General features: G+C 38.4%; 26 protein-coding genes. 5 read left to right on the plus strand and 21 right to left on the minus strand.

Features of this window, described 5'->3' with window-relative positions; all coding sequences use genetic code 11:
• Positions 1-159: 159 nt before the first annotated feature.
• From HZB59_06190 to HZB59_06205, 4 genes are all read right to left on the minus strand, one after another.
• The gene (locus HZB59_06190; GenBank protein ID MBI5021007.1) at positions 160-1,263 is read right to left on the minus strand and encodes a hypothetical protein; all 1,104 of its coding nucleotides are present in this window, start codon (positions 1,261-1,263) and stop codon (positions 160-162) included.
• A gap of 189 nt (positions 1,264-1,452) precedes the next feature.
• Positions 1,453-1,977 carry a hypothetical protein gene (locus HZB59_06195; GenBank protein ID MBI5021008.1) on the minus strand — a complete coding sequence of 175 codons (525 nt, stop codon included), beginning with the start codon at positions 1,975-1,977 and terminating at the stop codon, positions 1,453-1,455.
• Between the two features lie 251 nt (positions 1,978-2,228).
• Positions 2,229-3,545 carry an ABC transporter permease gene (locus tag HZB59_06200; GenBank protein MBI5021009.1) on the minus strand — a complete coding sequence of 439 codons (1,317 nt, stop codon included), beginning with the start codon at positions 3,543-3,545 and terminating at the stop codon, positions 2,229-2,231.
• On the minus strand, positions 3,542-4,459 hold the full coding sequence (locus HZB59_06205; GenBank protein ID MBI5021010.1) for an ABC transporter ATP-binding protein: 918 nt from the start codon (positions 4,457-4,459) through the stop codon (positions 3,542-3,544). Before HZB59_06205 ends, HZB59_06200 begins: the two co-directional genes overlap by 4 nt.
• 113 nt (positions 4,460-4,572) lie before the next feature.
• On the opposite strand from HZB59_06205, the gene HZB59_06210 reads away from it, so the two are divergent.
• Positions 4,573-4,929, plus strand: a complete 357-nt coding sequence (locus tag HZB59_06210; protein ID MBI5021011.1) for a hypothetical protein — start codon at positions 4,573-4,575, stop codon at positions 4,927-4,929.
• A gap of 320 nt (positions 4,930-5,249) precedes the next feature.
• Here HZB59_06210 and HZB59_06215 read toward each other — a convergent pair whose 3' ends face one another.
• From HZB59_06215 to HZB59_06230, 4 genes are all read right to left on the minus strand, one after another.
• Complete coding sequence (locus HZB59_06215; protein MBI5021012.1) at positions 5,250-5,657, minus strand: hypothetical protein; 408 nt, start codon at positions 5,655-5,657, stop codon at positions 5,250-5,252.
• Between the two features lie 112 nt (positions 5,658-5,769).
• Positions 5,770-6,381 (minus strand): LysE family transporter, encoded by a 612-nt coding sequence (locus HZB59_06220; GenBank protein ID MBI5021013.1) that lies wholly within the window; start codon positions 6,379-6,381, stop codon positions 5,770-5,772.
• Positions 6,382-6,480: 99 nt separating this feature from the next.
• The gene (locus tag HZB59_06225) at positions 6,481-6,837 is read right to left on the minus strand and encodes a hypothetical protein (protein MBI5021014.1); all 357 of its coding nucleotides are present in this window, start codon (positions 6,835-6,837) and stop codon (positions 6,481-6,483) included.
• Positions 6,838-6,986: 149 nt separating this feature from the next.
• Entirely contained in the window at positions 6,987-10,259 is a 3,273-nt protein-coding gene (locus HZB59_06230) for a PD40 domain-containing protein (protein ID MBI5021015.1), read from the minus strand.
• A gap of 221 nt (positions 10,260-10,480) precedes the next feature.
• Here HZB59_06230 and HZB59_06235 point away from each other — a divergent pair, with 221 nt between their 5' ends.
• Positions 10,481-10,933 (plus strand): response regulator, encoded by a 453-nt coding sequence (locus HZB59_06235; protein ID MBI5021016.1) that lies wholly within the window; start codon positions 10,481-10,483, stop codon positions 10,931-10,933.
• Between the two features lies 1 nt (position 10,934).
• On the opposite strand, the gene HZB59_06240 is transcribed toward HZB59_06235, so the two are convergent.
• The 3 genes from HZB59_06240 to HZB59_06250 are packed head-to-tail and all read right to left on the minus strand — an operon-like array spanning position 10,935 to position 13,240.
• A complete protein-coding gene (locus HZB59_06240) occupies positions 10,935-11,687 on the minus strand; it encodes an ABC transporter ATP-binding protein (GenBank protein ID MBI5021017.1) in 753 nt (250 codons plus the stop codon).
• Positions 11,684-12,295, minus strand: coding sequence for a cobalt ECF transporter T component CbiQ (gene cbiQ, locus HZB59_06245; protein MBI5021018.1), 612 nt, complete (start codon positions 12,293-12,295; stop codon positions 11,684-11,686). The genes HZB59_06240 and cbiQ overlap by 4 nt, the downstream gene beginning before the upstream one ends.
• Positions 12,296-12,301: 6 nt before the next feature.
• Entirely contained in the window at positions 12,302-13,240 is a 939-nt protein-coding gene (locus HZB59_06250; GenBank protein ID MBI5021019.1) for an energy-coupling factor ABC transporter permease, read from the minus strand.
• Between the two features lie 111 nt (positions 13,241-13,351).
• Between HZB59_06250 and HZB59_06255 the strand changes: the two genes are divergently transcribed.
• The 3 genes from HZB59_06255 to HZB59_06265 are packed head-to-tail and all read left to right on the plus strand — an operon-like array spanning position 13,352 to position 16,033.
• On the plus strand, positions 13,352-13,897 hold the full coding sequence (locus HZB59_06255) for a peroxiredoxin (GenBank protein MBI5021020.1): 546 nt from the start codon (positions 13,352-13,354) through the stop codon (positions 13,895-13,897).
• Positions 13,898-14,221, plus strand: coding sequence for a hypothetical protein (locus HZB59_06260; protein ID MBI5021021.1), 324 nt, complete (start codon positions 13,898-13,900; stop codon positions 14,219-14,221).
• 6 nt (positions 14,222-14,227) lie between these two features.
• The gene (locus HZB59_06265) at positions 14,228-16,033 is read left to right on the plus strand and encodes a M28 family peptidase (GenBank protein ID MBI5021022.1); all 1,806 of its coding nucleotides are present in this window, start codon (positions 14,228-14,230) and stop codon (positions 16,031-16,033) included.
• Positions 16,034-16,070: 37 nt separating this feature from the next.
• Here HZB59_06265 and HZB59_06270 read toward each other — a convergent pair whose 3' ends face one another.
• From HZB59_06270 to HZB59_06315, 10 genes are all read right to left on the minus strand, one after another.
• The gene (locus HZB59_06270) at positions 16,071-16,364 is read right to left on the minus strand and encodes a hypothetical protein (protein ID MBI5021023.1); all 294 of its coding nucleotides are present in this window, start codon (positions 16,362-16,364) and stop codon (positions 16,071-16,073) included.
• Between the two features lie 41 nt (positions 16,365-16,405).
• Entirely contained in the window at positions 16,406-16,777 is a 372-nt protein-coding gene (locus tag HZB59_06275; protein MBI5021024.1) for a metallopeptidase family protein, read from the minus strand.
• Complete coding sequence (locus HZB59_06280; GenBank protein ID MBI5021025.1) at positions 16,767-17,483, minus strand: YIP1 family protein; 717 nt, start codon at positions 17,481-17,483, stop codon at positions 16,767-16,769. The genes HZB59_06275 and HZB59_06280 overlap by 11 nt, the downstream gene beginning before the upstream one ends.
• Before the next feature lie 8 nt (positions 17,484-17,491).
• On the minus strand, positions 17,492-18,871 hold the full coding sequence (locus HZB59_06285) for a tryptophanase (GenBank protein ID MBI5021026.1): 1,380 nt from the start codon (positions 18,869-18,871) through the stop codon (positions 17,492-17,494).
• 77 nt (positions 18,872-18,948) lie between these two features.
• On the minus strand, positions 18,949-19,479 hold the full coding sequence (locus HZB59_06290) for an adenine phosphoribosyltransferase (protein ID MBI5021027.1): 531 nt from the start codon (positions 19,477-19,479) through the stop codon (positions 18,949-18,951).
• Entirely contained in the window at positions 19,473-20,255 is a 783-nt protein-coding gene (locus tag HZB59_06295; protein ID MBI5021028.1) for an enoyl-CoA hydratase/isomerase family protein, read from the minus strand. Before HZB59_06295 ends, HZB59_06290 begins: the two co-directional genes overlap by 7 nt.
• Before the next feature lie 98 nt (positions 20,256-20,353).
• Positions 20,354-21,721, minus strand: coding sequence for a type I glutamate--ammonia ligase (gene glnA, locus HZB59_06300; GenBank protein ID MBI5021029.1), 1,368 nt, complete (start codon positions 21,719-21,721; stop codon positions 20,354-20,356).
• A 16-nt stretch (positions 21,722-21,737) separates the two neighbouring features.
• On the minus strand, positions 21,738-22,196 hold the full coding sequence (locus HZB59_06305; protein MBI5021030.1) for an Lrp/AsnC family transcriptional regulator: 459 nt from the start codon (positions 22,194-22,196) through the stop codon (positions 21,738-21,740).
• A 124-nt stretch (positions 22,197-22,320) separates the two neighbouring features.
• Positions 22,321-22,974, minus strand: coding sequence for a ribulose-phosphate 3-epimerase (locus tag HZB59_06310; GenBank protein ID MBI5021031.1), 654 nt, complete (start codon positions 22,972-22,974; stop codon positions 22,321-22,323).
• Between the two features lie 12 nt (positions 22,975-22,986).
• The gene (locus tag HZB59_06315; protein MBI5021032.1) at positions 22,987-23,766 is read right to left on the minus strand and encodes a PASTA domain-containing protein; all 780 of its coding nucleotides are present in this window, start codon (positions 23,764-23,766) and stop codon (positions 22,987-22,989) included.
• Positions 23,767-23,820 lie beyond the last annotated feature (54 nt).

A 23,820-nucleotide genomic window follows, 5' to 3' on the forward strand; every position in this document is an offset into this window, starting at 1 on the left:
ACGTAATTTATGAATGCAAAACCAAAAGGTGGCAGAAAATGCAGGGGTAAAATACTATTCTTCTTTTAGAAAGTCAACTTGTTGAAGTGCGGCGAATTGGAAGTGCGACTCACCTTCAAGATAGAATCACCCATGGAGGTGAGTCGCACATTCACTTTTCTATTTCGAAATTATTTTCAAAGCGTTCACTCCATTGGCGCAGTAGATGATATCAATTTTTCCGGTTGATTCAACTACAACATTCGACGACTTTGATTTAATTGATACGGGAAGTTTTTCTGTCACCAATGCACCCGTTTTATTTGTTGTGAGATATAATTCGGAGGTTGAAAGATTTGTGTAACTGATGTATGCCTTTCCGTTAACATCTGTGGCAATGCCTGCCTCGGTCCAATTAACTAAAGAATCTATCTTCGTAATCACACCGTTATTGTAAATATTCAAATATTTGTCGTCATAATTCCAATAAGGTATTAGCACCGAGCTGTTTGTTTTATTAATTGCAATATCGGGCGACCATCCTTTATCATCACCGGAACTCGGAACACCAACGATGATATTATTACTGCTCAAAGTGCCGGCTGAAGTGATCGTTTGAAGATGAAGTGTTCCTTCGCCGCCATGTTCATAGGCAACATAAACGTTATTGCTTGCATCTAAGGCAAGTCGTGGCCGCACATTAGCCCAATAAGAACCAATCCGTGCAGGACTGCTCCATGTACCTGAAAGGTTATTTGTATAAAGCAAATCTGTACCATCATTACCATAAGCGATATGAACTTTTCCTGTTGATGTTACAGCAATGCCACATCCGCTCAAGGACGACCCGACTGAATAAGCAATTTTTGTCTTGACCCACGCACCGCTTTTATTTGTTGCATATATTATTGCTGAGGTGTCAGTTATCGTTTGTCCAACCACATTGTAAACGATATGAACAAATCCGCTTCCATCAACAGCTATATCGTTATAAACCGACATGGTTGTAGTTGTATCTTCAGGATGGATCATGGTTGTAACCCACGAGCCGGACTTATTAGTTGCATATTTTAAACCGAGGTTGAACGAAAAATATGAAACGTGTATTTTATCGTTCGCATCTATTGCGGCTGAAATGTCGCCATTAGCCGCATTTACATTATCAATTGTTGAATTATCCACAATTGGATTATCATCGGAACTGCCGGTAGGACTGCTTTCTTTTTTAGAACAGCTAATAAGTAAAATTGAAACAAGAACGAGGAGATAGAAATAGGTTTTCATTTTTGAAAAAGTAATTGGTGAATAAAATATTTTAAAATAGATTTAGCATTTTGAATATAAATAAAGGAATTCAATCGAACAACATGATTGCGAAGCAGATCACAAATAAAAAGTGCTACTATCTTTTAAGGATCATAGCACTTGTTTTAAGTTGGACTAGTAATAAGTCTTCAAAAATATATAATCTTACTAATTTTGATCCTCATCATCTACTACCTCTCTATCAGATAGCCATGATAATAAATAAAATACTCCGAAGAAAAATGAAAACATAAAAGAAACAAGTGTAAGCTGCGAGGCATTTTGCTTTCTATTTTCTAAGTCGAATAATATTCTGTTCTTATTCTCAAGTTGATAAATATCGAATTGTCTGCCCATTCCTAGAATGGTTGTTAGGAGATTACGATGATAAATATAAACAGTATCTCCAATTGCAAGATCGGCTATAAAATCCCGATAATTGAAATTATCTGAAATTCGAAAATATTCTTGATATCCCTCGACATAAATTCGGAGTTCTCGGACGCTATGTTTGTAAAATGGTTTGCTAATTTTTGAAGTAACAACATTTTGAATAGAAATGATTTTACCTTTCACATAAAGAAGATCGATTTTCCTTATACTCATCTCTATGAATTGACCAATCGTACAATAAATAAAAAACAATGTCACCGGAAGGAGTAGATATTTTCTACCAAAATCCCAATTTGACATATTAAACGAATTCTTTAAAAATTGATTAATGAATTTCATTAATATTTAATATTACTTAATGTATTTGGAGTTTAATCTTGGTTCTTTACATTTATTTAATAACATATAATTTTTGTATTAAAAACAAAACTCCAACATCCTTGGATAATATTCTACCTCAGAAGTCGAAGCTTCAAATATTAATACAATATGCAGTGCGACTCACTTTCAGTGTAGATTCAAAATTGGAAGTGAGTCGCACATATCTTTCTTTAAAAGACGTGTCCCTTTTTAAATTGCCAGATGCTGATGCTTGTTATCAGGACAGCTATGCCTATTAATATTCCAATGTGTGGAAGAATATCGAATATACCGGCACCACGCCAGAGAACCTGTAATATTCCATCCATTGACCAATAGACAATTGTAAACTTACTGATCGTCTGTATGAAATCGGGCATGAACGATGTTGGGAACCATGCGCCGCCGATGGAACTCATCGCCAGAATTAAGAACATTCCGTAACCATTGGCTTGACCGGCAGTTCTGCTGATTGACGAAAGAAGCATCCCGAATGCCGTGCATGCTGTTGCGGCAGCAATAATGATAAGAACGAGATTAATAAAGTTGGAGAAAATATCAATCCGGTAAAGTAAGGCGCCTGCACTGAAAAGAATAAGAAGCTGAATGAAACCAAGCGACATGTTGTAAAGATACTTGCTCCAGAGTATCTGAACACGTGAAATAGGAGAAGCAAGAAGCCGCAGTACAACGCCACTCTTTTTCTCTTCGAACAAAGCTGATGATGTGGCAGTGAGCGTGAACAATAGGAACATCATTGCCCAGCCGCCTACACTCCGCGTTGCCCAGGGGTTAGCGATGTCTTGCCCAACTAACTGCACTTTATCGAGTTGAAGTATATTTTGGAAGAAACTATTCTTAGCGCTATCACTTCCACCAGCCATTGACATAAGCGAATCAACCGGTGGATTTGTAATCCATTTCGGATCTATCTTGAAATATTTGCCTACCGTCTTTGCAATTTCGTTGTTAAACGCTTTGCCAGAATCCAATCCCAAAAACTTTGTAGCTTGATTTTTCATTCCCTGCATAAAGATATCAGGGATTTCAGTCATTATTGTCTTTTGCAGCATACCATCTATCATCTGCATTTCGAGATCGTTCTTTGGATCGTAATAGAATTTCAATTTCAATCCGAAAGCTGTATCGGATAACGCATCAGAAGGAATCACAAGCGCCGCCGATACACTCCCCTTCCTCACAAAATTCTGAATGGAAGCAGTGTCAAATGGAATGCGCTTGTCATTTTCATCTTTGTACGTTTTGATGAGAACAAACGTTTTAGAAGAATCAAGCACCCGCTCGATTTTCTTCCCGATTGGAGATGAACTGTTATTCAGGAATGCAATGTGAAGCTTGGTTGCTGTTCCACCTTTATTCAGATTTCCAAAAACGGCTCCCCAAATAATAATCAATGCGATCGGGATTATGAACGTCATCGTAACTGCGCGCCTGTCGCTCCAGAATAACTTATAATCTTTACTGATGAGTTGAAGAATTGTTTTCAATCTCTCAACCTCCTTCCCGTTAAATGAAGGAAATATGATTCGAGTGTCGGTTTGTGCAGCTCAACAAATTTATAACTGATTGTATTCTTTTCTAATGCTGAAAAGAACTGTGATAACTGGAATCCTGTGTTTGGTTTGAGTTGAAAATGATCGTTCTCGTCAACTACTGAACCGAATGATCTCAGTAAATCTAATTTACCTTTTGTTACTTGATTTTTTGTTATCAGAATAGTCTCATCATACGGTAGCTTCTCAATCAACTCATCTATTGTTCCTTCAGCAATAATTCTGCCGAAGTCGATGATGGCGATACGCTTGCACAGGCGTTCCGCTTCTTCCATGTAATGAGTCGTATAAACGATAGTTTTGCCTTGCTCATTCAGCATCAATAGATAATCGAAGATGGCATTTCGGGATTGTGGGTCGATGCCCACAGTTGGCTCATCGCATAGAAGTATCGGCGGATCGTGAAGCATGCTTGCAACAAGATTCAACCGTCTTTTCATTCCGCCTGAAAATGTTATTACCTTATCTTTTCGGCGCTCGTAGAGTTGAACCGATTCCAATTTTTCCTTGATACGTTCTTTGAGCAACTTTTTTTCAATGTGATAAAAGCTGCCAAAGATTTCTAAATTATCCTGAGCTGAAAGATCATCATACAGCGCCAGCGACTGCGGCACCAAGCCGATGTTCTTCCGTGTGTGTAAGCCATCCTGCGTTACTTTTTCACCAGCAATATGAATTTCACCTTGATCCGGATTGATGTAACCGACAAGTAAATTCATCAGTGTAGTTTTGCCAGCACCGTTTGGACCGAGAAGTCCGAAGAATTCTTGTTTATTGACAGTAAGGGAAATATTATCCAGCGCGGTGATTGATGGATAAAGCTTTGTAATGCTGCTTATTTTTATCATGGTTTAATATACGGATTTTAAGAATGATGTTTCATCTGAAATCAGAGATTTAGTGAGAAGGCAGATTGACTCTTTTGCAAATTGCGATGAAATCTTGTAGATTATTTTTTAGAATGAATAATCTTATTTTAAATAATAAATTTTCATCAGTATTCAGGACTCTTATACTCCTGCATTTGTCCTTGCTCTTGCTGGAGATATCAATACCTGTATGCAATGATTCACCGATTAAGCCGATCTCTCAAACACAAATTGTTCAACAAACTGTATTTGGTATTTTTGCAAACTGGATTAAGACAAGAGAAAATAGTCCAGACTCGTTTGTAAAAACTGTTTCGTTTAACAAGATTTCCGGAGATCAGTTTCACAAGTCGCACATTTCAGTTTTGCTCACCGATTTCCCAACCGAAAAAACACCGGTTTATCAAAAACATCTCCTTTATACTTTGTTTACTGCCTCCGAGCTGTAAAGTCTTCTCAACATCGTGCTCTTTTAATTAACAATATTTCATGCGATCCATTTAATAACGGATTGCATAAACTATTTTACAAAGGAATATTATGTCGGAAGAAAAAACTCAATCAGGTAAACAAATTGGATTGGGAATTATCGGCTTTATAGTCGGATTAATCGCCATCCTTTTAATTGTCAAATTTGTGTTTAGCTTTTGAAATTTAATCTCGATCTCCCGGAGACAAACAAATCTTCGGGAGATTTATTTTGCTATTCTCTGTTCAGTTTACTGAAGTGAACGGAAAAGATGTGAATTTTCTAAATAAATCTTTCCCTTTACTGACCTACAACAGAAAATATAAGTTTTGCAGTAAGATTTGTGAGAGCAAGAATGCAATGCTTTGGCTTTGTTGTCTTAAGACTTGTAATTGCAATTGTCTTATTAGATTTGAGTGTGTCGGAAAAGATTGTTGCATTTGCTGAATCATTCAGTACAATAATTGCCTGACCCGAGGAATAATTACTTGATGAAAGTGTCACTACCAATGAATCAGAAAGAAAATTAAGATCGTTTTGACTATTAGATGAATATTGGTTCGCATTGACCGTGTATGTAAAACTATTCGTCACATTTGCCACAACAGGTGAGTTACTGTCATCGTTCGCTGTTGTAGTAGCAACGTCATCCTTACAAGAATTGATACTAAGAATTATGCTGATGATAAATAAATAATACATTTTCATATTTATTCTCTTCAAATGTTTGATTTCAACTTGCTGCGGTTAAACAATCTCTTAATAAAAATTTAATGTCATGTAAAAGTAAACTAAAAATAATCAAGAATATTCCGTCTGGTTATAACGCACTCACTCCCAGCCAGAATTGATATATTCCAAATCCAGCCAGTGCCAGTGCTGATACTCCAATCAAACTTCTATCTATTTTCGGTCCAAGATTTCTTGCACCACTAAGAAGAATTATGATTCCGATTGTTGTTATAATCATTGTGCCGTAAAAAGCAATTATCAGAACAAATCCATTTAGAGGTGCTTCTCTCCACCCCTTTAACAAAAGCGGACCCATAACAAAACTCCAACCTATGTATGGTGCAGGGTTCAGAAGATTCACCATCATTCCTTTCCATATGGTTTGTTGAATTGAGTGAGAGGTATCGGTTTTAATATTTTTAAAATGCAGCCATGTTTGGAATGCACCATAAGCGAGGTAAATGACAAAAATTCCGCCCACAAGGTGCAACATATTTTCCGCCCAAAGAGGAATCTTGCTTAACACTGCGAGCACTAAAACTGCAATCGGCAGATCGCTTAAGAGAGGTGCGAAGGTTGCGGGTGCAGTTCGCCTCCATCCTATTTTCAGAGATTGAGAAATCAAAAATGTCTGAAAAGGACCAGGTTGCACGGCGGCGGCAAAGCCGTAAGAAAATCCGATGATCAAATAAACCAGCATGATTTACGAAGGTACATTAATCCTGGAATATTTCAAAGGAAGGAATAAATTATTTTGTTCGATTTCAATAATGCACAATCTTCATTTCCAATCGAGCAGCTATTTGTCTGTGGCTATCTTTTTCGAAGAGGAAAAAACAGTATCAACAATCAAGGCAAACAAAATTCCAAAGACATTGGCAAGCAAGTCGAGACTGTCGTATACATTGCTGAATATTCCGAATCCATCAAATATTTCAAACGATTCCACTATTACAAGGGCAAGTACAGCGCTCCAGACTCGTTTGTACTTGGAGCTAATTGGTACTTGAATCGTTATAAAATATACCGCAAAAGATATTGCGATATTTCCAAGATAACTCTTGATTAGATATTCTGCCGGACCGCTATAATGCCCTTTAAAAATGAGTCCGGCCACACCTAATAATACAAAGCCGACATTACGAACTTTAGTCATATATCAAATATTTGATAAATGCTTGTTGATAATTGATGTTGCCTAAAATATAAAAGATGTATTAAAATATCAAGTATTGCTATTTATAAAATCAAAAGCCCGCAATTTGACTCGCGGGCTTTGAATGCTGATTAATATGTTTAGCGGTATTATTTCTTAATCGGATATTCCGGAACCGGTGGAATCTGATTTTCTTTCGTCTTCAGTTCATCGAGAATCACTTCGATCGCTTTATTCAACTGCTGATCTTCTCCCGCGAATTCTTTAGCAGGATCGTTATCAACAACGATGTCTGGATCGACACCGTGACCTTCCATTATCCATTTCCCTTCTGTGCTGTAGCGGGAGAATTCCGGTTTATTAAGAAAACCACCATCCAACAATGGCAATGTACCACGTATTCCTACCACACCACCCCAAGTCCGTTTACCGATAAGTTTTCCCAATCCATACTTCTTAAATCGATATGGAAAGATATCGCCATCAGAAGCAGAGAACTCATCGATTAAGCATACCTTCGGTCCCCAAATCATCGCATCGGGATCTGGAGTCGGTATTGTATTACGTCCAATGCTTATCATTGCAATTTCACGCTTTAAACGTTCAACAATCATCGGCGACACGTTGCCACCACCATTACCACGATCATCGATTATAACAGCTTTTTTCCTCAATTGCGGGTAGTATTGTTTTACGAATTCGTTCAAACCGTGCACACCCATATCGGGTATGTGGATGTAACCTACTTTACCGTTAGTCGCTTTATCGACTTTTTCCATGTTGGTTCTCACCCAATTGAAGTAATATAAATTGGCTTCATCGGCTATAGGCAGAATTGTAACTTCCCTACTTCCCCTTTCATCGGGAGTTGAATTAAGTTTTAATTTCACCTGCTTCCCCGCTTTGTTTACAAGTGCTGAATAGATATCGACCATTGAAGCGGTTGATTTGCCGTCGACTGCAACGATGAAATCACCTTCTTTGGCATTCACGCCGACTTCAGTTAAAGGTGACCGTGTTCCTTTATCCCAATTTTCGCCTTTCAATATTTTTGTGATTTTGAAATAACCTGACTTGCTGTCTTTAGAAAGTTGTGCACCTAACAATCCGGTTTGAATTCGTTTCGGTTTCGGATAATCGCCGCCACCTACATAAGTATGCCCGGCGTTTATTTCTCCGATCATCTCACCGATTATATAAGTTAAGTCAGCACGGTGGTTCACAAACTGCACTAAAGGTTTATATTTTTCATAAACCTCTTTCCAACCGACTCCGTGCATATTAGGATCATAGAAATAATCCCGCATCTGTCTCCAGCTTTCGGTGAAGATTTGATTCCACTCGGCGCGTTTATTCAAACTCACCTCCAATCCTGACAAATCAAGCTTATCTTTCAGATCGATTTTCCCTTTCGGTAAATCGATTATATAATATCCTCTGTCCTTCCCGACAAGCATTTTTTTCTGATCTGCCGAAATTTCATAACCATCGGCTTCGCCTAAATTGGTTTCTTTTAATTCGCTTAAATCATAGATCATAAATTGAGATTTTTCATCTTTACTTCCGTTACGGAAATAATACAATGAATTCCCAACCGATCCGAGTCCTCTGTATCCAGATGCTTGAACCGGCAGAGCGACTATTCTCTCTTTTATTCCTTCAAAATCTATTTTAACAACGACAGATTTTTCCTTTTCATCCTTTTTGTCTTTTTCCTTTTTATCTTTTGATTCATCCGACTTTGGTTTATCTTCCTTCAAAGATACTTCATCACTTTTTGGTTTAAACGGTGATTCAATATCTTTATTCAATGTCACTAAATAAATTCTCGACATATCTTGATAGGCGTGGTTCCACTCGGTTTGACTGTAAGTGGGATTGAAATCACGGTCTGATACGAAGAAAAGGTATTTCCCATCGGAACTGAATGTCGGCTGTCCCGATGAATACCACTTATCGGTCACATCATATTCTTTTTTATTTTCAAGCGAGAAGATATAGACCCTCGACATCCAATCGTCTTCGGGCTTCACATAAGTTATCCATTTACTATCGGGTGACCAATTATAATCACCGAACTCAAAAGCTTTCGATTGCTCAACTTCATGAATTGTTTTTGAATCGATCTCAACATAGCGCAAACGTTGAGCACGATCAGCCCAAAGAATATTTTTAGAATCGGGTGACCATAATATTTGGTACTTATAGTTATCGCTGTTTTTCGTTAATTGAGTTGGCTGAGCACTGCCATCTTGAGGAATCATATAAATTTCATCTTCCCCTGACGCATCTGAAATATACGCAATCCATTTTCCATCGGGAGACCATTTCGAATTCCGATCATGAACTCCTGGTGAATTAGTGAGATTGCGAGGAACTCCGTACTTAGCAGGAACAGTGAATATATCTCCACGGGCACCGAATAAAGCTCGTTTTCCGTCGGGCGATATTTCATAATTAGTGGTCTGGTCACCAACATTCGAAAGCACACTTCTGCCGCCGTTCATATCATCAATAATTTGAATCGGAATCTTTTCTGATTTTTCAGAAACAAGATCGAAACGGTAAATATATCCACCGTTCTCAAAAACTATGGCTTTATCTCCGAGTGAGGGGAACTTAATATCATAATCTTTGAATGTCGTAAGTTGTTTCGTCTCTTTTGATGTAAGATCATAAACGTAAAGATTCATTCTCTTGTTGACATCGCGGTCAGATATGTAATATATTTTGTTCCCTGCCCACATTGGGATAATATCGAGAGCATCGTTATTGGAAATATTTTCTGTCTTCTTTGTCTCGAAATTATAAATCGAAATATCGTCTGCCATACCGCCGCGATAACGCTTCCACGTCCTGAATTCGCGGAAGATCCGGTTGTATGCAAGTTGTTTATCATCGGGTGAATAAGAACAAAATCCACCGCGAGGAAGCGGAAGCTGCTCTGATAACCCACCATCTATCGAGGCGAGATAAAGTTGCCCTTTAAAATCGTTGAACTCTCTCATCCGTGAACGGTAAACTATATGCTTATTATCGTGCATCCAACCGATGACTAAATTATTCGGTCCCATTCTGTCAGATACATCATCGCGACCGAGCGTTGCGGTGTATGTTAATCTTTTCGGAATTCCACCGGACGATGGTATCAAAAATACTTCGGTGTTACCGTCATATTGGCCTGTGAATGCAATCCATTTCCCGTCGAACGAAAAGCGCGGAAACATTTCAAATCCAACCTCGTTGGTAAGTTTGCGCGCGATGCCGCCTGCAGCTTCAACCGAATATAAATCTCCGGCGTAAGTGAAAACAATTTGATTACCATGGATAGCAGGAAAACGTAATAAACGTGTTTCCTGTTGTCCATGAAGTGATATTACTGTCAGGAATAGGAATACCATTCCTTGAAAAAATCTTTTCATGAATACTCCAAAAAAGTAAAATATTGTGTGGTTTATTATTAGATGATTGTTAATCCTTTTACGAATTAATATGAAGAATGTTTGAGATTATTGTAATAAATTTTCGTATTGATGAAAAATATGCGAATTCTGCTTATTTATTTCAAATTCTCCTCTTGAAACTCTCATGAAAAGATTGTAAATTGATATAGAATAATTGAAAACGAGCTTGGAGAAATTGAATGAATATTTTGTTGGTTGATGATGAAGCCGAATACAGGATGTTACTGGGTCACTATCTTGAAACTGAAGGATACACTGTTTTTCTGGCAGAAAATGGTGAAGCGGGGCTCGATAAATTAGAAGACGCTTCAATGGATTTGATAATTTCAGATATTTATATGCCGGTGATGGATGGCTTAAAATTCTATAAGCATGTTAGGTCTGCGCCCAAATTCAAGAATATTCCGTTTCTGTTCGTGTCCGGTTTCGACGATGACCATACAATTTCTGCTGTTAAATCTTCAAAGTTAGATGGTTTTATAAAAAAAGCCAGACCATTAAATGAACTGAAAGCGTGGATAAAATATCTAACCACACCGATCGATAAGCGCCCATCTATACCTCCAACCTCTTCTGCAGTAAAATTAGATAGGGATCGCAGCCGGGATCGCTCACTCCGCTCGAATCGCTGATTTATTTATGAGGGTGAAGATGCTGAAGAGAATGCGGCTTCTCCAATCCGTGTTCTAACATCAACTTCTCATCCGATAATAAATCAAGAGTACTCCCATCAGCAACAATTTTCCCTTTATCCAGAACGATTGTTCTTGCACACAGATTTACGATCAATTCAAGATCGTGCGATGCGATAATTTTTGTTGTCGGGATATTTTTCAAGATATTTGATAATTCTCTTCTACCCCGTGGATCAAGATCTCTTGTCGGCTCATCAAGCACCAGTATCTTCGGATCGCAAATCAATAATCCCGCCAAACATACCCTTTGTTTTTCTCCACCGCTTAGATGATGAGGTGAACGATTTTCAAATCCGGGGATTCCGACTTGCGACAGTAGATTTTCAATTTTGATTTTAATATCCTCTTCATTCATTCCCCATTGTCTCGGACCAAATGCAACGTCGTCGTAAACCGTCGGACAAAATAACTGGTCGTCAGGATTTTGAAAAAGAACGGCAACATCACGATGTATTTCGTTAGCGTTCTCATTTGAAATTGCCTTCCCTAAAATCATCACCGAAGAATTATTTTCTTTTTTTTCTGGAAGTAATCCGTTAAGATGCAAAAGAAGCGTTGATTTTCCGGCGCCATTCGGACCAATCAATCCGACACATTCACCTTTTTGAATTTTGAATGAAACTCCGCGAAGTGCATTTGTTCCGTCGTGATAACTGTATGCAAGATCCTTAACTTCAATAATCGGAGTCATGACCATCCCCGTGCGCGCATTGCAGAGTAAATTCGTTCTGCGCGTTCCGTTGAGCGGATAAATAGTTCACCGATCATCTGAATTCTGCTTTTCCAGATATGTTTTTTGGAATTTGAGAATGTTCTGCTCGTACGTGCTCTCTGCATCTTTTCTGTTTCATCAATGAGAACAAAAAGATACCTGTAGAACAAAGCGAGTATAGTAACCATGAGCGATGGAATTTTAATTTTCTTCATTAAGGTTAGAATCTGTTCGAATGGCGTAGTGTTCGATAATAAAAGCATGGTTAATAATGCTAACGTGCTTTTTATGACGATAGAAACAAAAATAATTATCCCTCCGTCCTTGAACAAAGATAATATTGAAACTCCCAGTACGAATGGTTCTAACATTATTAATCGGAGTACTAAAAAACGAATCGGTAATTTGGATAATACGATAACCGGAATTAAAAATAATGCGAGCAAACAAAAGCTCATCCATGATTTATGCGGTAATGCGACTATCACGATGATAGTTATGATCGCCGCTGCAACTTTCACAAATGTCGGCAAATCGTGAATGATGCTCTTTTGCCTGCTGTACCTATCTATAAAGTCATGTCTCATTTATTATCAAGATTTTTTTGTTGTTAAAGCTTTAGAGAGTATGAAAGATAAAATAAATACGATTGTAATCCCGATAAATCCTGCCGCAATGGTTGCAAGGGCGGGTGATGAAAATATTCCCAATTGATAATCCGGAAAAGGAGCGTTTAATATCGGTTGCTCAATCGCTTTATGATCGAAACCCAAAACAGATGCGACTTTTTCTAATCCATCCGGTAATTCTGTGATGAAAGGAGTAATAAAAATCATTATGCCGATAACAATGATGGAAACATAAATTAATTTTGTGCTGAAAGATGGTTTTTGTTGTTGAAGATTAGAATTGCGGATTATTTCAGGTCTTGATTTTAAAATGCCCGCTACAACGATAGTTGCTATGGCTCCTTCGGCGATTCCAATCAACATGTGAATATTTGCCATCGCGGTAAACGCGGCAGACCAACTTACTGTCATCGACCATGCAAGTTCTCCTGCGCATAATATCGAAGCCAAAACCGTCGCGCTCCAAGATGAAATCCCTGTTGCTATAAGTTTTCCCCGAATATCAGGAAGAATCTTTTCAATCACCTTTTGAATTGCATAACTGATTAGCGCACCGCCGATCGCCATATTGAATATATTCGCTCCCAGGGATATCAGTCCACCATCGGTAAAAAGAAAACATTGAACACCGAGCACGACGGTCATTATGATAATAGCAGCGCTTGGTCCTAAAAGCATTGTGATAAGTCCTGTTCCCATAAAATGCCCTGAGGTACCGGCGGCAATTGGAAAATTCAACATTTGAGCAACGAAAACAAATGCTGCTGAAAGCCCAATTAACGGAACTTGTTGAGATATAGCAGAATTCTTCAAATGCCGGAACGCAAAAGAGATTCCAACCGTTGATAATGTAGCAGTTGTAATGACCGTTTTTGTATCTAGAAAACCATCGGGGATGTGCATTAGTTATCTCAATTTTTTCGGTTGAAATATAATAAGATTTTCCTTTATTCCATAACTGCTTGATATTGTTCAAAACGATTATTATTTTGATTAACATTATAAGGTGACAAGTTGAAACATATTTTCTTTTATATATTATTTAGTCTGCTGTTCATTCAATTACTAGTCGGGCAACAAGCAACGGTGCTGAAAGTCGGTGATACTGCACCAAATTTTACTCTACCTTATGCCACAAAAGATTCTGTGTCGAGAGGTAAGATAACTTTATCGGATATAACGGTGAATCAAAAAGTCATACTTGCATTTTATCCGGCAGACTGGAGCGGCGGCTGCACTAAGGAGGTTTGTTCACTGCGGGATAATTTCAAGTCGCTTGCTGATTTAAATACCGAGGTAATCGCGATTAGCGGAGATTATATATTTTCCCATCACGAATGGGCGAAATTTCATAATCTCCCATTTAAATTACTATCTGATCACGATCATTCTATCGCGAAAACATATTCGAGTTATAATTCTGAACACGGATATAATAAAAGAACGGTATATGTAATCGATGTTTGCGGTAAAATATTATATATTGATCTGAACTATTCTGTCGCTGACGAAAAATCATTCAAACAACTTCGTACGGCACTTGAAGGATTAAGTAAATAAATGCCGAATATTTTGCTATATTTATCTGTCCTCTTTTTTCTAATTATGGAAAGTTCCTGCACTACGGTTGATTTGTCAAAATACGAACCGGGATCTATAATAATTTGTGGGACTATGTACTACAGAGAGATCGAGGGTGGCTGCTGGCAGTTTGTTACCGAAGAAAATAAAACATTTGAAATAACAGGCGATACGTTTGTTGATCGCTTTTTAAATAATTCATACGCCGAACTGGTGGTCCACCCTATCGACGATGCATCATCAATTTGTATGGTTGGAAAATTAGCAGAGGTTTTAGATATCATTCACATTTCACCACATTAAATATTTATGAAAACATTATCATCTATTTTCATCATCATTTTCATCATATCGGTATTCAATTGCGCACCAAAGGTTGATGAATTTATCTCCACCGACATAACATCCAGTGAGCTTAGACAGCATGTGAAGGATTTAACATCTCATAATTTTGCAGGAAGAAGATCGGGTGAAGAAGGTAACCGCAAGGCGGCTGAGTACATTGCAGATAAATTCAAAGAATATGGTCTATCTCCCGCAGGTGCGAACGGCGGATATTTTCAGGAATTCAAATTCGTCTCTTCAACCAAAGTCGGCGCGAATAATAAATTTGAATTAAATATTGATGGTAAAAATGTAATTTTAAAACCGAAAGACGATTATCGCCCGCTATCATCATCAATCGATACATCTCTCACTACAAAATTTGTGTTCGCAGGTTTCGGTATAGCCGCACCCGATTCTCTGAATTACAACGATTATACCGGTTTAGACGTGAAAGGTAAACTTGTATTGGTTATGAGAGGTTCCCCCGATACTTCTGTCTCCGATAAGTTTTTTCAACATTCGAGCGTAATGGCAAAATTATTCACAGCTCGTGAAAAAGGTGCGGTTGGAATTATTTTTCTCGCAGGAATGCCCGGGACAAAAAGCGACAACCTGGGTGCCTTCGAGGATCCTAGAACCGGAGGCGCAAGCATTGCAGTCCTCAGCATGAAATGGAATGTTGCCGATTCGATATTTACAATTGCAGGAAAGAATCTACTGCAAATCAAACAAAAAATAGAATCTGAATTAAAACCAAACTCTTTTGAATTTGAAAAGACCACAGTAAACCTCGTAACCCAGATTGAAAAAATCCGTGCAACTACAGCAAATGTTGTTGGATATTTGGAAGGCAGCGATTCTGTTTTAAGTAATGAGGTGATTGTCATCGGGGCTCATTTCGATCACCTCGGGATGGGTGGTGAAGGTTCCGGTTCGTTGAAACCGGATACTATCGCGCCGCATGTAGGGGCTGATGATAATGCATCCGGCACAGCCGGGTTGCTTGAACTTGCACAAAATCTATCTTCACAAAAACATATTTTAAAACGGTCTATCGTGTTTGTGGCATTCACGGGTGAAGAGTTGGGCGTACTTGGCTCGGATTATTACGTTAAAAATCCATTTAAACCGTTAGATAAAACTATAACTATGGTAAATATGGATATGATAGGGAGAATGAAAGACAGCGTGCTAGTTATCGAAGGAATGGGAACATCTCCAATTTTTGATTCGTTGATGAAACGTGAAAATTTAGATTCATTGACATTAAAATTAAAACCGGATGGTTTTGGCCCAAGCGATCAGGCATCATTTTATAAAAAGGATATTCCGGTCGTATTCTTCTTCACGAACCTTCACTCAGATTACCATAAACCATCCGACACATGGGAAAAGCTGAATTATGTTGGTGAAGAAAAAATTGTGCGAATGGCAAAACGAGTTGTAATAGATATCGCTAAAGCTGAAACTAAACCACCATTCACAAAATCAACTCCCCTGCCGATGGGTGGTGACCGCCAGGGTGCGAGAGTTACACTTGGTATCATCCCGGATTTTGCCAGTGATGTACCCGGCATGAAAATTTCAGGAACTCGTCCGGGCAGTCCGGCAGAAAAAGCCGGTTTAATTGGTGATGATGTTATTATAAAGTTTGGCGGAAAAGAAATAAAAAATATATATGACTTCACTTATCTACTAGGTCAGTTTAAGCCAGGTGATGAAGTTGAAGTTGTTGTGAAGCGTGGAAATGAGGAAAAGATTCTGAGAGCTACGCTTATCGGAAAGTAATTTAAATCGATATCTTGTTCTTAAAGAATACTTAACATTAATCGGCTTCGATTAATGTTGTGTATTTCATTTTGCCGTTCAAAAATGATTCGAGCTGCGAAACAAGATCAGACATACTATCATCATTATCTTCCAGTTGATTGTACTCTTCTAAACTTTTAAAAATAAATAATTCTGTGAAGCTGTTTTTCTTACCTTTTACTTCATAAACAGAATATTCTCTTCCATTCGCGTTTTGGAAGTGACTCTTCATTGATTGCGTTAATGCGATATATTCATCCCTTTTTTCAGGAATGATATCGTATGAAATTGTAAAAATAACTTTACCCATTGTTTTCCTTTCCTTAATCAGAACAATATACAAAAATATTTTTAAAATCCCGCATTTTTTATTTCCTCCTCATTCATTCCGAAGTAATGCCCCAATTCATGGATCAGAACTTCTTTCACTTTTTCTTTTATCGCTTCGTCGTCGCGACATATTCGTTCAATACTTTTTTGAAAAAGTGAAATCGTATCGGGCATAATCGGCGACATACCATACCACGTTCCCCTGTGAGTTTGGGGAATGCCTTGATATAATCCGAGTAATTGCTTTCCTGATTTCAAATCCATTTTTCTTACAATTTCTTCTGCGGGGTAATCTTCTACAACTATCGAGACATTATCAAGTGCAAGACGAAATTTTTCAGGAAGAAGTTCGAACGCCTGTTCTACCAATTTCTCAAAAACCTCACGCTCCATAAATATTATATATCAGAGTTGTAAAAAAATAATGAATAATGGAGCATAATATTCCCAATGACACTATTTCTATCAGGAATGATCTTATCCATCCCCCGTCGCGCAATTTGTTTATACCGATCCCCAATAATATAAAAGACCACAAGCCAAAGAGAAAATCGAGTCCAAGCAGAACTATATATGAGAATGGTTTAAGAAGGTAAGGCGACGGATTCGTTGCGAAAAAATATGTTCCAAAGGTTAGCACCTCCAGCGGTAGAAGTATAATAACAGAAATTATTATCGGGATAGATGAATAAGCACTGACTGCGAATACCTGTCTAAATTTAACAGACCTTTTTTCGATTTTAAATATTAGCCAAACAATTAAGCTTAGTAACAGGATAAATATCTGACCAAATATTAATCCGCTGCTGATCCCAATTCCGAGAAATTTGAGTAGAGATGAAACGTGATCGCCGATTTTATAAAACCAAAATGTAGAAAATAATAAGCCTACTCCTGCGATTGCCGAAAGGAAGATAATATAATTTTTATGAGTCGCAATCGCTATCTTGTGAAAAGCTTTTTTAGGAGACTCGATCAGCAACCAAGCGATGGAGAAAAGATCGAGAGTCTCGATCTTTTGCTGGAGGTAACCTCTACATTTTGAACAATTAATTGCAAGGTGCTGATTTTCTGTTTCGCAAACAGGGCAGATAATCATAAAGCTGCTCAGCGACCGATTTGTTTGAAGCGCGCTGTGAAATGCCTAAGCATCGGCGCTTCGTATGTAAAAGCGTAACCTTTAAGTTTATTTCTATTGGCAAAAACCTCAATCACGCACTCAACAACATAATCGATGTGGCTTTGTGTGTAAACGCGGCGCGGAATTGCGAGGCGAACCAATTCAAGTGTTGAAGGAATAAACTTCCCGCTTATCTTATCCGTTTTACCGAACATAACACTTCCAATTTCAACTCCTCTGATGCCACCCACCTTATACAATTCGCATACTATTGCCTGTCCGGGAAATTCATGTGATGGAATATGAGGTAAAAATCTTTTTGCATCGATATAGATGGCATGCCCACCGGGAGGTTGTAGAATAGGTACTCCGGCGGCAGTTAATTTTTCGCCTAAATATTCGACTGATCTAATTCGATATTGAAGATAATGTTCATCCAATATTTCATCCAGACCTTGTGCTATTGCCTCAAGGTCTCTGCCGGCAAGTCCGCCATAAGTTGGAAAGCCCTCAGTAACGATCAGTATATTCCGTGCCTTCATCGCCAAGTCCGGATCGTTCATGGCGAGAAAACCGCCCATGTTCACAAGCGCGTCTTTTTTCGCGCTCATCGTGCATCCGTCTGCATACGAAAACATTTCCTTGGCAATTTCTCTGACAGATTTATCTGCGTAACCTTTTTCGCGCTTCTTAATAAAATAAGCGTTCTCGGCAAATCTGCAAGCATCGAGAAAAAAAGGAATACCGTACTTCGATGCGATCTCTTTCGTTTTTCTGATATTATTTATCGATACAGGTTGACCACCACCGGCATTATTTGTTACAGTGATCATTACCAGCGGAATATTTTCAGCTCCTTTTTCTTTTATAAATTTTTCAAGTGCAATTAAATCCATGTCTCCCTTGAAATCGGCAACGGCTGATGTATCCTTTCCAACTTCAGTGATAAAGTCAAAAGCTTCAGATCCTGAAAATTCGATGTTCGCCCTTGTTGTATCGAAATGAGTGTTGTTGAGAAAATATTTCCCGGTTCCACCTAAAATTGTGAACAGAATTTTTTCTGCAGCTCTGCCCTGATGAGTGGGGATTATAAATTTAAATCCGGTAAGATCACGTGTTGTCTTCTCGAAGCGGAAAAAACTTTTCGCGCCGGCGTAAGATTCATCGCCTTCCATAATCCCTGCCCATTGCTTAGAACTCATTGCCGATGTGCCGCTATCTGTAAGAAGATCGATAAGCACATCTTCGGCATGTATCAGGAACGGATTATATCCTGCATTTTGCAGTATAAGTTCGCGTTCTTCTTTTGTAGTAAATTTGATCGGTTCAACCGATTTGATTTTGAATGGTTCAATTATGGTTTTCATATAATAAGTTCGTGTTAAAATATAAATTTAATTCTCTCGTTAACGGTTTTAAATTATAAATACCGCAGAGATGATTTCTATTCACTATCATACTGTATCAAAGAATGAATAGGATATCCTTTTACTTTATTTCTTCCGTTCAAAAAATTCAATTCAATTAAAAATGCCAATCCAACAATTTCGCCTCCGAGATTCTCCACGAGCCGACATGCCGCATCAATAGTACCGCCCGTTGCCAGAAGATCATCAACAATTAATACCTTTTCCCCTTTCGTAATCGCATCTGTATGAATTTCGAGTGCATCTTTCCCGTATTCAAGTTGATACTCTTCTCTGATTGTTTTTGACGGAAGCTTTTTGGGCTTTCTAACCGGTACAAATCCGGCATTAAGTTTATATGAAAGCGCACTCCCGAATATAAATCCACGCGATTCAACACTCACTACTTTATCAATTGGAACTGATTTATATTTTTCGAATAAAATATCTACCGATTTTCTGAAAGCTTCTCTATCTTTCAACAATGTGGTGATATCGCGAAAGACAATTCCTTTTTTTGGGAAATCGGGTATGCTTCGAATGGTTTGCCTAAGATCGTTGTCTACCATTTTAATTTTTCCTTGTTGAGAAACGAATCAAGACCACGTTTAAAATCATCTGTCTTTCTGATCAACGCGTTCAGATTTGCGGCATATTCCATTAACTCTTTCTCGTTCATTTCGTGATAACGTGTGAATAATTCTTTTGTCAAATTAATCGAAGAGGAGCAAGAATCATTGATAAGTTTTTTTACAAATTCAGTACTCTTGTCAGAAAGCGATTCATCTTCGATAACTTCGGTAACAAGACCTAACGATGCGGCTGTTTGAGAATCGTAAATATCTCCGCGGATAATCATTTCACGCGCTTTACCTTCTCCCATTCTTTTGATTAGATAAACTAGAATGATAGCGGGTAAAAATCCAATTCGTACTTCAGGAACTCCAAACTTTGCTTTGTTTTTTGCCGCGAACACAAAATCGCAAGTGACTGCCAATCCGCAACCTCCACCCAACGCGGGACCGTTCACAACCGCGATAGTCGGTTTCTTCATGGAGTGAAGAACCTGATACATTTTCATCAGATTTCTGGCGTCTTCAAGGTTTTCATCATGACTCTTCTCGGTGAACGTTTTGAGATAATCCAGATTCATTCCGGCACAAAAAGCCGAACCTGCGCCTGTTATGATTAAAGCACGTACATTCGGATTACGGTTAGCCGATGTGAATGCCTCAGTTAATTCCTTGATCGTCAGATCATCCAACGAATTCCTACGTTCCGGTTTGGATAATGTTAGAGTAGCAATACGATCGGCGACTTCAAATATAATCGATGTATAATTCATGAGGCACAAATTAAGAAACTTCTGCATCAATCTCAAATTTAATGTAAAAAAAAAGCCCTGATTAAATAATCAGGGCTTTCGGGATGGCTGGATGAAATTCAATATTTTTCAAGATATTGATCGATTTCCCACTGGGTAACCTGTAAGCGGTAATCATCCCACTCACTGAGTTTTAGTACGCGAAATTTTTCATAGGCAAATTCGCCCAACGCCTCTTTAATCACGGAATCGTGGCTGAGATGATCGAGTGCTTCGGTAATATCGCGAGGTAATAGATCAACTTTCCTTTTCTTAGCTTCTTCCTCAGAAAATTCATAAATATTCTCTTCAATCGGTTTTGGCGGTAATTTCTTTTTTTCAATCCCATCTAAACCTGCGGCGAGCATAACCGCAAAAGCGAGATAAGGATTCGCAGCCGGATCGGGGCAACGTAATTCTGCTCTTACCGATTTTTCTCTACCGGGTGTGTAACGCGGAATTCGAATCAAAGCCGAACGATTCCGCTGACCCCAGGCAATATAAACAGGAGCTTCATATCCAACAACTAACCGTTTATACGAATTTATAGTTGGATTCAAAATAGCATTCATCGCTTTGATATGCGTGAGTTGACCTTGGATAAAATATTTTGCCATGTCCGATAGGTGATAATCATCTTTCGGATCGAAAAATAAATTTTTTCCTGCTGAATTGAATATGCTTTGATGCACGTGCATACCTGATCCGTTAATTCCTCTGATCGGCTTTGGCATAAACGTAGCGTGCAGAGAATGATGCGACGCTATCCACTTCAACGTAAATTTTAGAGTAACTGCCTGATCGGCAATTTTCAACGCATCTGCATACCGGAAATCGATCTCGTGTTGCCCCACCGCTACTTCATGGTGTAATGCCTCAACATCGATTCCGAAGCCATGGAGTGCATTCGTCATCTCCTGTCTGATCTCCATTGCCAGGTCAGATGTTTGATCGAAATATCCGGCGTTATCGTGCGGCAGAGGATTCAACTTACCATCTTCTTTTCTAAAAAGAAAAAACTCAAGTTCAGGTCCAACATTGAACGTGAAACCTAATTTCTTCGCACGTTCCAATTGTCGTTTTAATATATAGCGCGGATCTCCTTCAAATGGGGTGCCATCGGGCATATAAACATCACACATGAACCGGCCGACTACAGCTTGCGAATCACTTTTCCGCGTCCATGGGATAACAGCATATGTATCAGGATCAAGTTTAAGATACATGTCGCTTTCGAAAATTCGTGTGAATCCTTCTATTGAAGAACCATCGAACCATATTCCATCATTAAGTGCTGCCTCTATTTTTGAGATCGGGATGGTTACACCTTTCAGGTGGCCATTCAGATCTGTGAATTGCAAATGTAAAAATTGCACTCCATCTTCTTTTACGCGTTTGATTGTGTCGTTAATTGTCTTTGATTCTTTTTTTAATTTATTTTTAGCCATTCTTATACCTTTCTTATTATCTTTTCGTTGTGATATTTATTTTCATCGTTTCTTTCGCTGTTGAAAGAACTATGCTTGTTCGGGTATCTGTTACTCCGTTCCATGATTGAATTTTTGATAAAAGATTTTCAAGCGTTGCCGCGTTTTCGGTTCTGATTTTGAGCAAATGAGAACCGTCCCCGGTAATAGCATGACATTCCAAGACATCGTCGTTTCCTTTCGCCTTCTCGATGAACGCAGGATAATGTTTTGACGAGTCCACTTTAACTGCTATGAATGCGGTAATATCCTTCCCGACTTTCTTTGGATTAATATGAGTTGTGTATTGAATAATGAAACCGCTATCCTCAAGCTTTCTCAGACGATCGCTGACCGATGGAATTGATAATCCTACATACTCCGCGATTTCATTCCTGCGCGTTCTTCCATGATTCTGTAAAATGTTTAATATCTTGATATCTATTTCATCAATCATAATAATATTCGCTAATATATTATAAATCCTTATTTATTTAGGTTATATGATTAAATACCTAATATAATAAGGTTTTAAAATGATAAAAGCAATACCCCTGGGTAATTATTTTCACTCAAATTAATTAACTTGTCAATTTTTTAAGATTTTGAATCGCTTTGGGAATGTTATCTTTCGAGAAAAGTGAGTACCCCGCAACAGATACAGTAGCTCCCGCGTCGTAGACTGCACGAATGTTCGTCTCATCTATTCCTCCATCTACCTGCAGGTGAATCCTCCGCCCAGAAGCTTCACACATGACCGCCACCTCTTGAATTTTTCTTATCATGGTTGGAATAAATTTTTGTCCACCAAAACCCGGATTCACCGTCATTATCAACACCAGATCCACAAAAGGTAAAATTTCTCTTATGGTGATTGCTGGTGTAGATGGATTTATACTTACACCGGCTTTCATACCCAATGTCTTTATTTCGGTAATCGTTCGGTGTAAGTGAGTTGTAGCTTCAAGATGGACAGTTAAAATATCGACTCCTGATTTCTGAAAATCTTCAAGATATCTTTCCGGTTTATCAATCATCAAATGTGCATCAAGTGGGAGCTTCGTTATTTTTCTCAAGGATTTGATAAGAATTGGACCGAAGGTGATATTCGGGACGAAATTTCCATCCATTATATCGAGATGAAGCCAATCAGCTCCTCCTCTTTCAAGAATTTTAATATCCTTTTCAAGATTCGCAAAATTTGCAGAAAGAATTGACGGGGCAATTTTAATCATCGCTGATCCTTTTCAATATTCACGTGCATTATCGTTGTCGCTACTTTGTACAACTATCAAGTCAACTTTTTTATCAGGAAGCGCTTTCTCTCCCAACCTGGGGTATTGGTCTATGACAGTGTTCGGCAGTAAATCATTCGAGGATATGTAAGTGACATTACCGACCAATAATCCGGAATCTTTCAATAACTTTTCAGCATCCGCCAAAGTTTTACCCGTCAGATCAGGAATCTGGATTAAATTATCTTCGCTGCCTATACTAACTACACATGAAACGGTGATATCTCGTTTCACTTTAACCCCAGACTCTATTTTTTGAGAGATAACAGTTCCTGCAGGATATTCATCAGACGTTTCGTAATCAATGTTACCTATTCTTAGTCCTTCGCGTTCCAACTGGAATCTCGCATCCCGTAAAGTTTTTCCCCTAATGTTCGGGACTATCACAGTAATTTCACCGGCGCTAACAGTCATGTAAACACGCCGTCCTGTTTTAACTTTCATCCCTACAGGCGGATTTTGTACAATCACGACATCTGCCGGATGTTCCCTATCCAGACGAACATCTCCTTTACGAGGTTCAAATCGCAGAGAATCCAATAAACGTACTGCTTCATCGTATTTCAAACCTACTACATTGGGCACGATGGACGTTGCCTCTTTGTTTACATACCAATACATAAAAAGATCGTTGAAGAGAAAAAATAGGATCAATAATCCACCTGCTGCGAAGAATAGTTTCTTGCTTACAGAAGATTTTAGGATTTTGGAAATTTTTTTATTAAGCTTCATAATTGATGAAAAAATATAGGAAATACTTTCCAGAAGTTCAAATCTTGATTATCA

The organism is Ignavibacteriales bacterium (assembly GCA_016214905.1).
GTDB lineage: Bacteria > Bacteroidota > Ignavibacteria > UBA10030 > SZUA-254 > PNNN01.

Bases quoted from the DNA above. Each gene is read 5' to 3' on its own strand.
- HZB59_06190 (MBI5021007.1), bottom strand. From the start codon at position 1,263: ATGAAAACCTATTTCTATCTCCTCGTTCTTGTTTCAATTTTACTTATT.
- HZB59_06195 (MBI5021008.1), bottom strand. From the start codon at position 1,977: ATGTCAAATTGGGATTTTGGTAGAAAATATCTACTCCTTCCGGTGACA.
- HZB59_06205 (MBI5021010.1), bottom strand. From the start codon at position 4,459: ATGATAAAAATAAGCAGCATTACAAAGCTTTATCCATCAATCACCGCG.
- HZB59_06210 (MBI5021011.1), top strand. From the start codon at position 4,573: ATGAATAATCTTATTTTAAATAATAAATTTTCATCAGTATTCAGGACT.
- HZB59_06215 (MBI5021012.1), bottom strand. From the start codon at position 5,657: ATGAAAATGTATTATTTATTTATCATCAGCATAATTCTTAGTATCAAT.
- HZB59_06220 (MBI5021013.1), bottom strand. From the start codon at position 6,381: ATGCTGGTTTATTTGATCATCGGATTTTCTTACGGCTTTGCCGCCGCC.
- HZB59_06225 (MBI5021014.1), bottom strand. From the start codon at position 6,837: ATGACTAAAGTTCGTAATGTCGGCTTTGTATTATTAGGTGTGGCCGGA.
- HZB59_06230 (MBI5021015.1), bottom strand. From the start codon at position 10,259: ATGAAAAGATTTTTTCAAGGAATGGTATTCCTATTCCTGACAGTAATA.
- HZB59_06235 (MBI5021016.1), top strand. From the start codon at position 10,481: ATGAATATTTTGTTGGTTGATGATGAAGCCGAATACAGGATGTTACTG.
- HZB59_06240 (MBI5021017.1), bottom strand. From the start codon at position 11,687: ATGACTCCGATTATTGAAGTTAAGGATCTTGCATACAGTTATCACGAC.
- cbiQ (MBI5021018.1), bottom strand. From the start codon at position 12,295: ATGAGACATGACTTTATAGATAGGTACAGCAGGCAAAAGAGCATCATT.
- HZB59_06250 (MBI5021019.1), bottom strand. From the start codon at position 13,240: ATGCACATCCCCGATGGTTTTCTAGATACAAAAACGGTCATTACAACT.
- HZB59_06260 (MBI5021021.1), top strand. From the start codon at position 13,898: ATGCCGAATATTTTGCTATATTTATCTGTCCTCTTTTTTCTAATTATG.
- HZB59_06265 (MBI5021022.1), top strand. From the start codon at position 14,228: ATGAAAACATTATCATCTATTTTCATCATCATTTTCATCATATCGGTA.
- HZB59_06270 (MBI5021023.1), bottom strand. From the start codon at position 16,364: ATGGGTAAAGTTATTTTTACAATTTCATACGATATCATTCCTGAAAAA.
- HZB59_06275 (MBI5021024.1), bottom strand. From the start codon at position 16,777: ATGGAGCGTGAGGTTTTTGAGAAATTGGTAGAACAGGCGTTCGAACTT.
- HZB59_06280 (MBI5021025.1), bottom strand. From the start codon at position 17,483: ATGATTATCTGCCCTGTTTGCGAAACAGAAAATCAGCACCTTGCAATT.
- HZB59_06285 (MBI5021026.1), bottom strand. From the start codon at position 18,871: ATGAAAACCATAATTGAACCATTCAAAATCAAATCGGTTGAACCGATC.
- HZB59_06290 (MBI5021027.1), bottom strand. From the start codon at position 19,479: ATGGTAGACAACGATCTTAGGCAAACCATTCGAAGCATACCCGATTTC.
- HZB59_06295 (MBI5021028.1), bottom strand. From the start codon at position 20,255: ATGAATTATACATCGATTATATTTGAAGTCGCCGATCGTATTGCTACT.
- glnA (MBI5021029.1), bottom strand. From the start codon at position 21,721: ATGGCTAAAAATAAATTAAAAAAAGAATCAAAGACAATTAACGACACA.
- HZB59_06305 (MBI5021030.1), bottom strand. From the start codon at position 22,196: ATGATTGATGAAATAGATATCAAGATATTAAACATTTTACAGAATCAT.
- HZB59_06310 (MBI5021031.1), bottom strand. From the start codon at position 22,974: ATGATTAAAATTGCCCCGTCAATTCTTTCTGCAAATTTTGCGAATCTT.
- HZB59_06315 (MBI5021032.1), bottom strand. From the start codon at position 23,766: ATGAAGCTTAATAAAAAAATTTCCAAAATCCTAAAATCTTCTGTAAGC.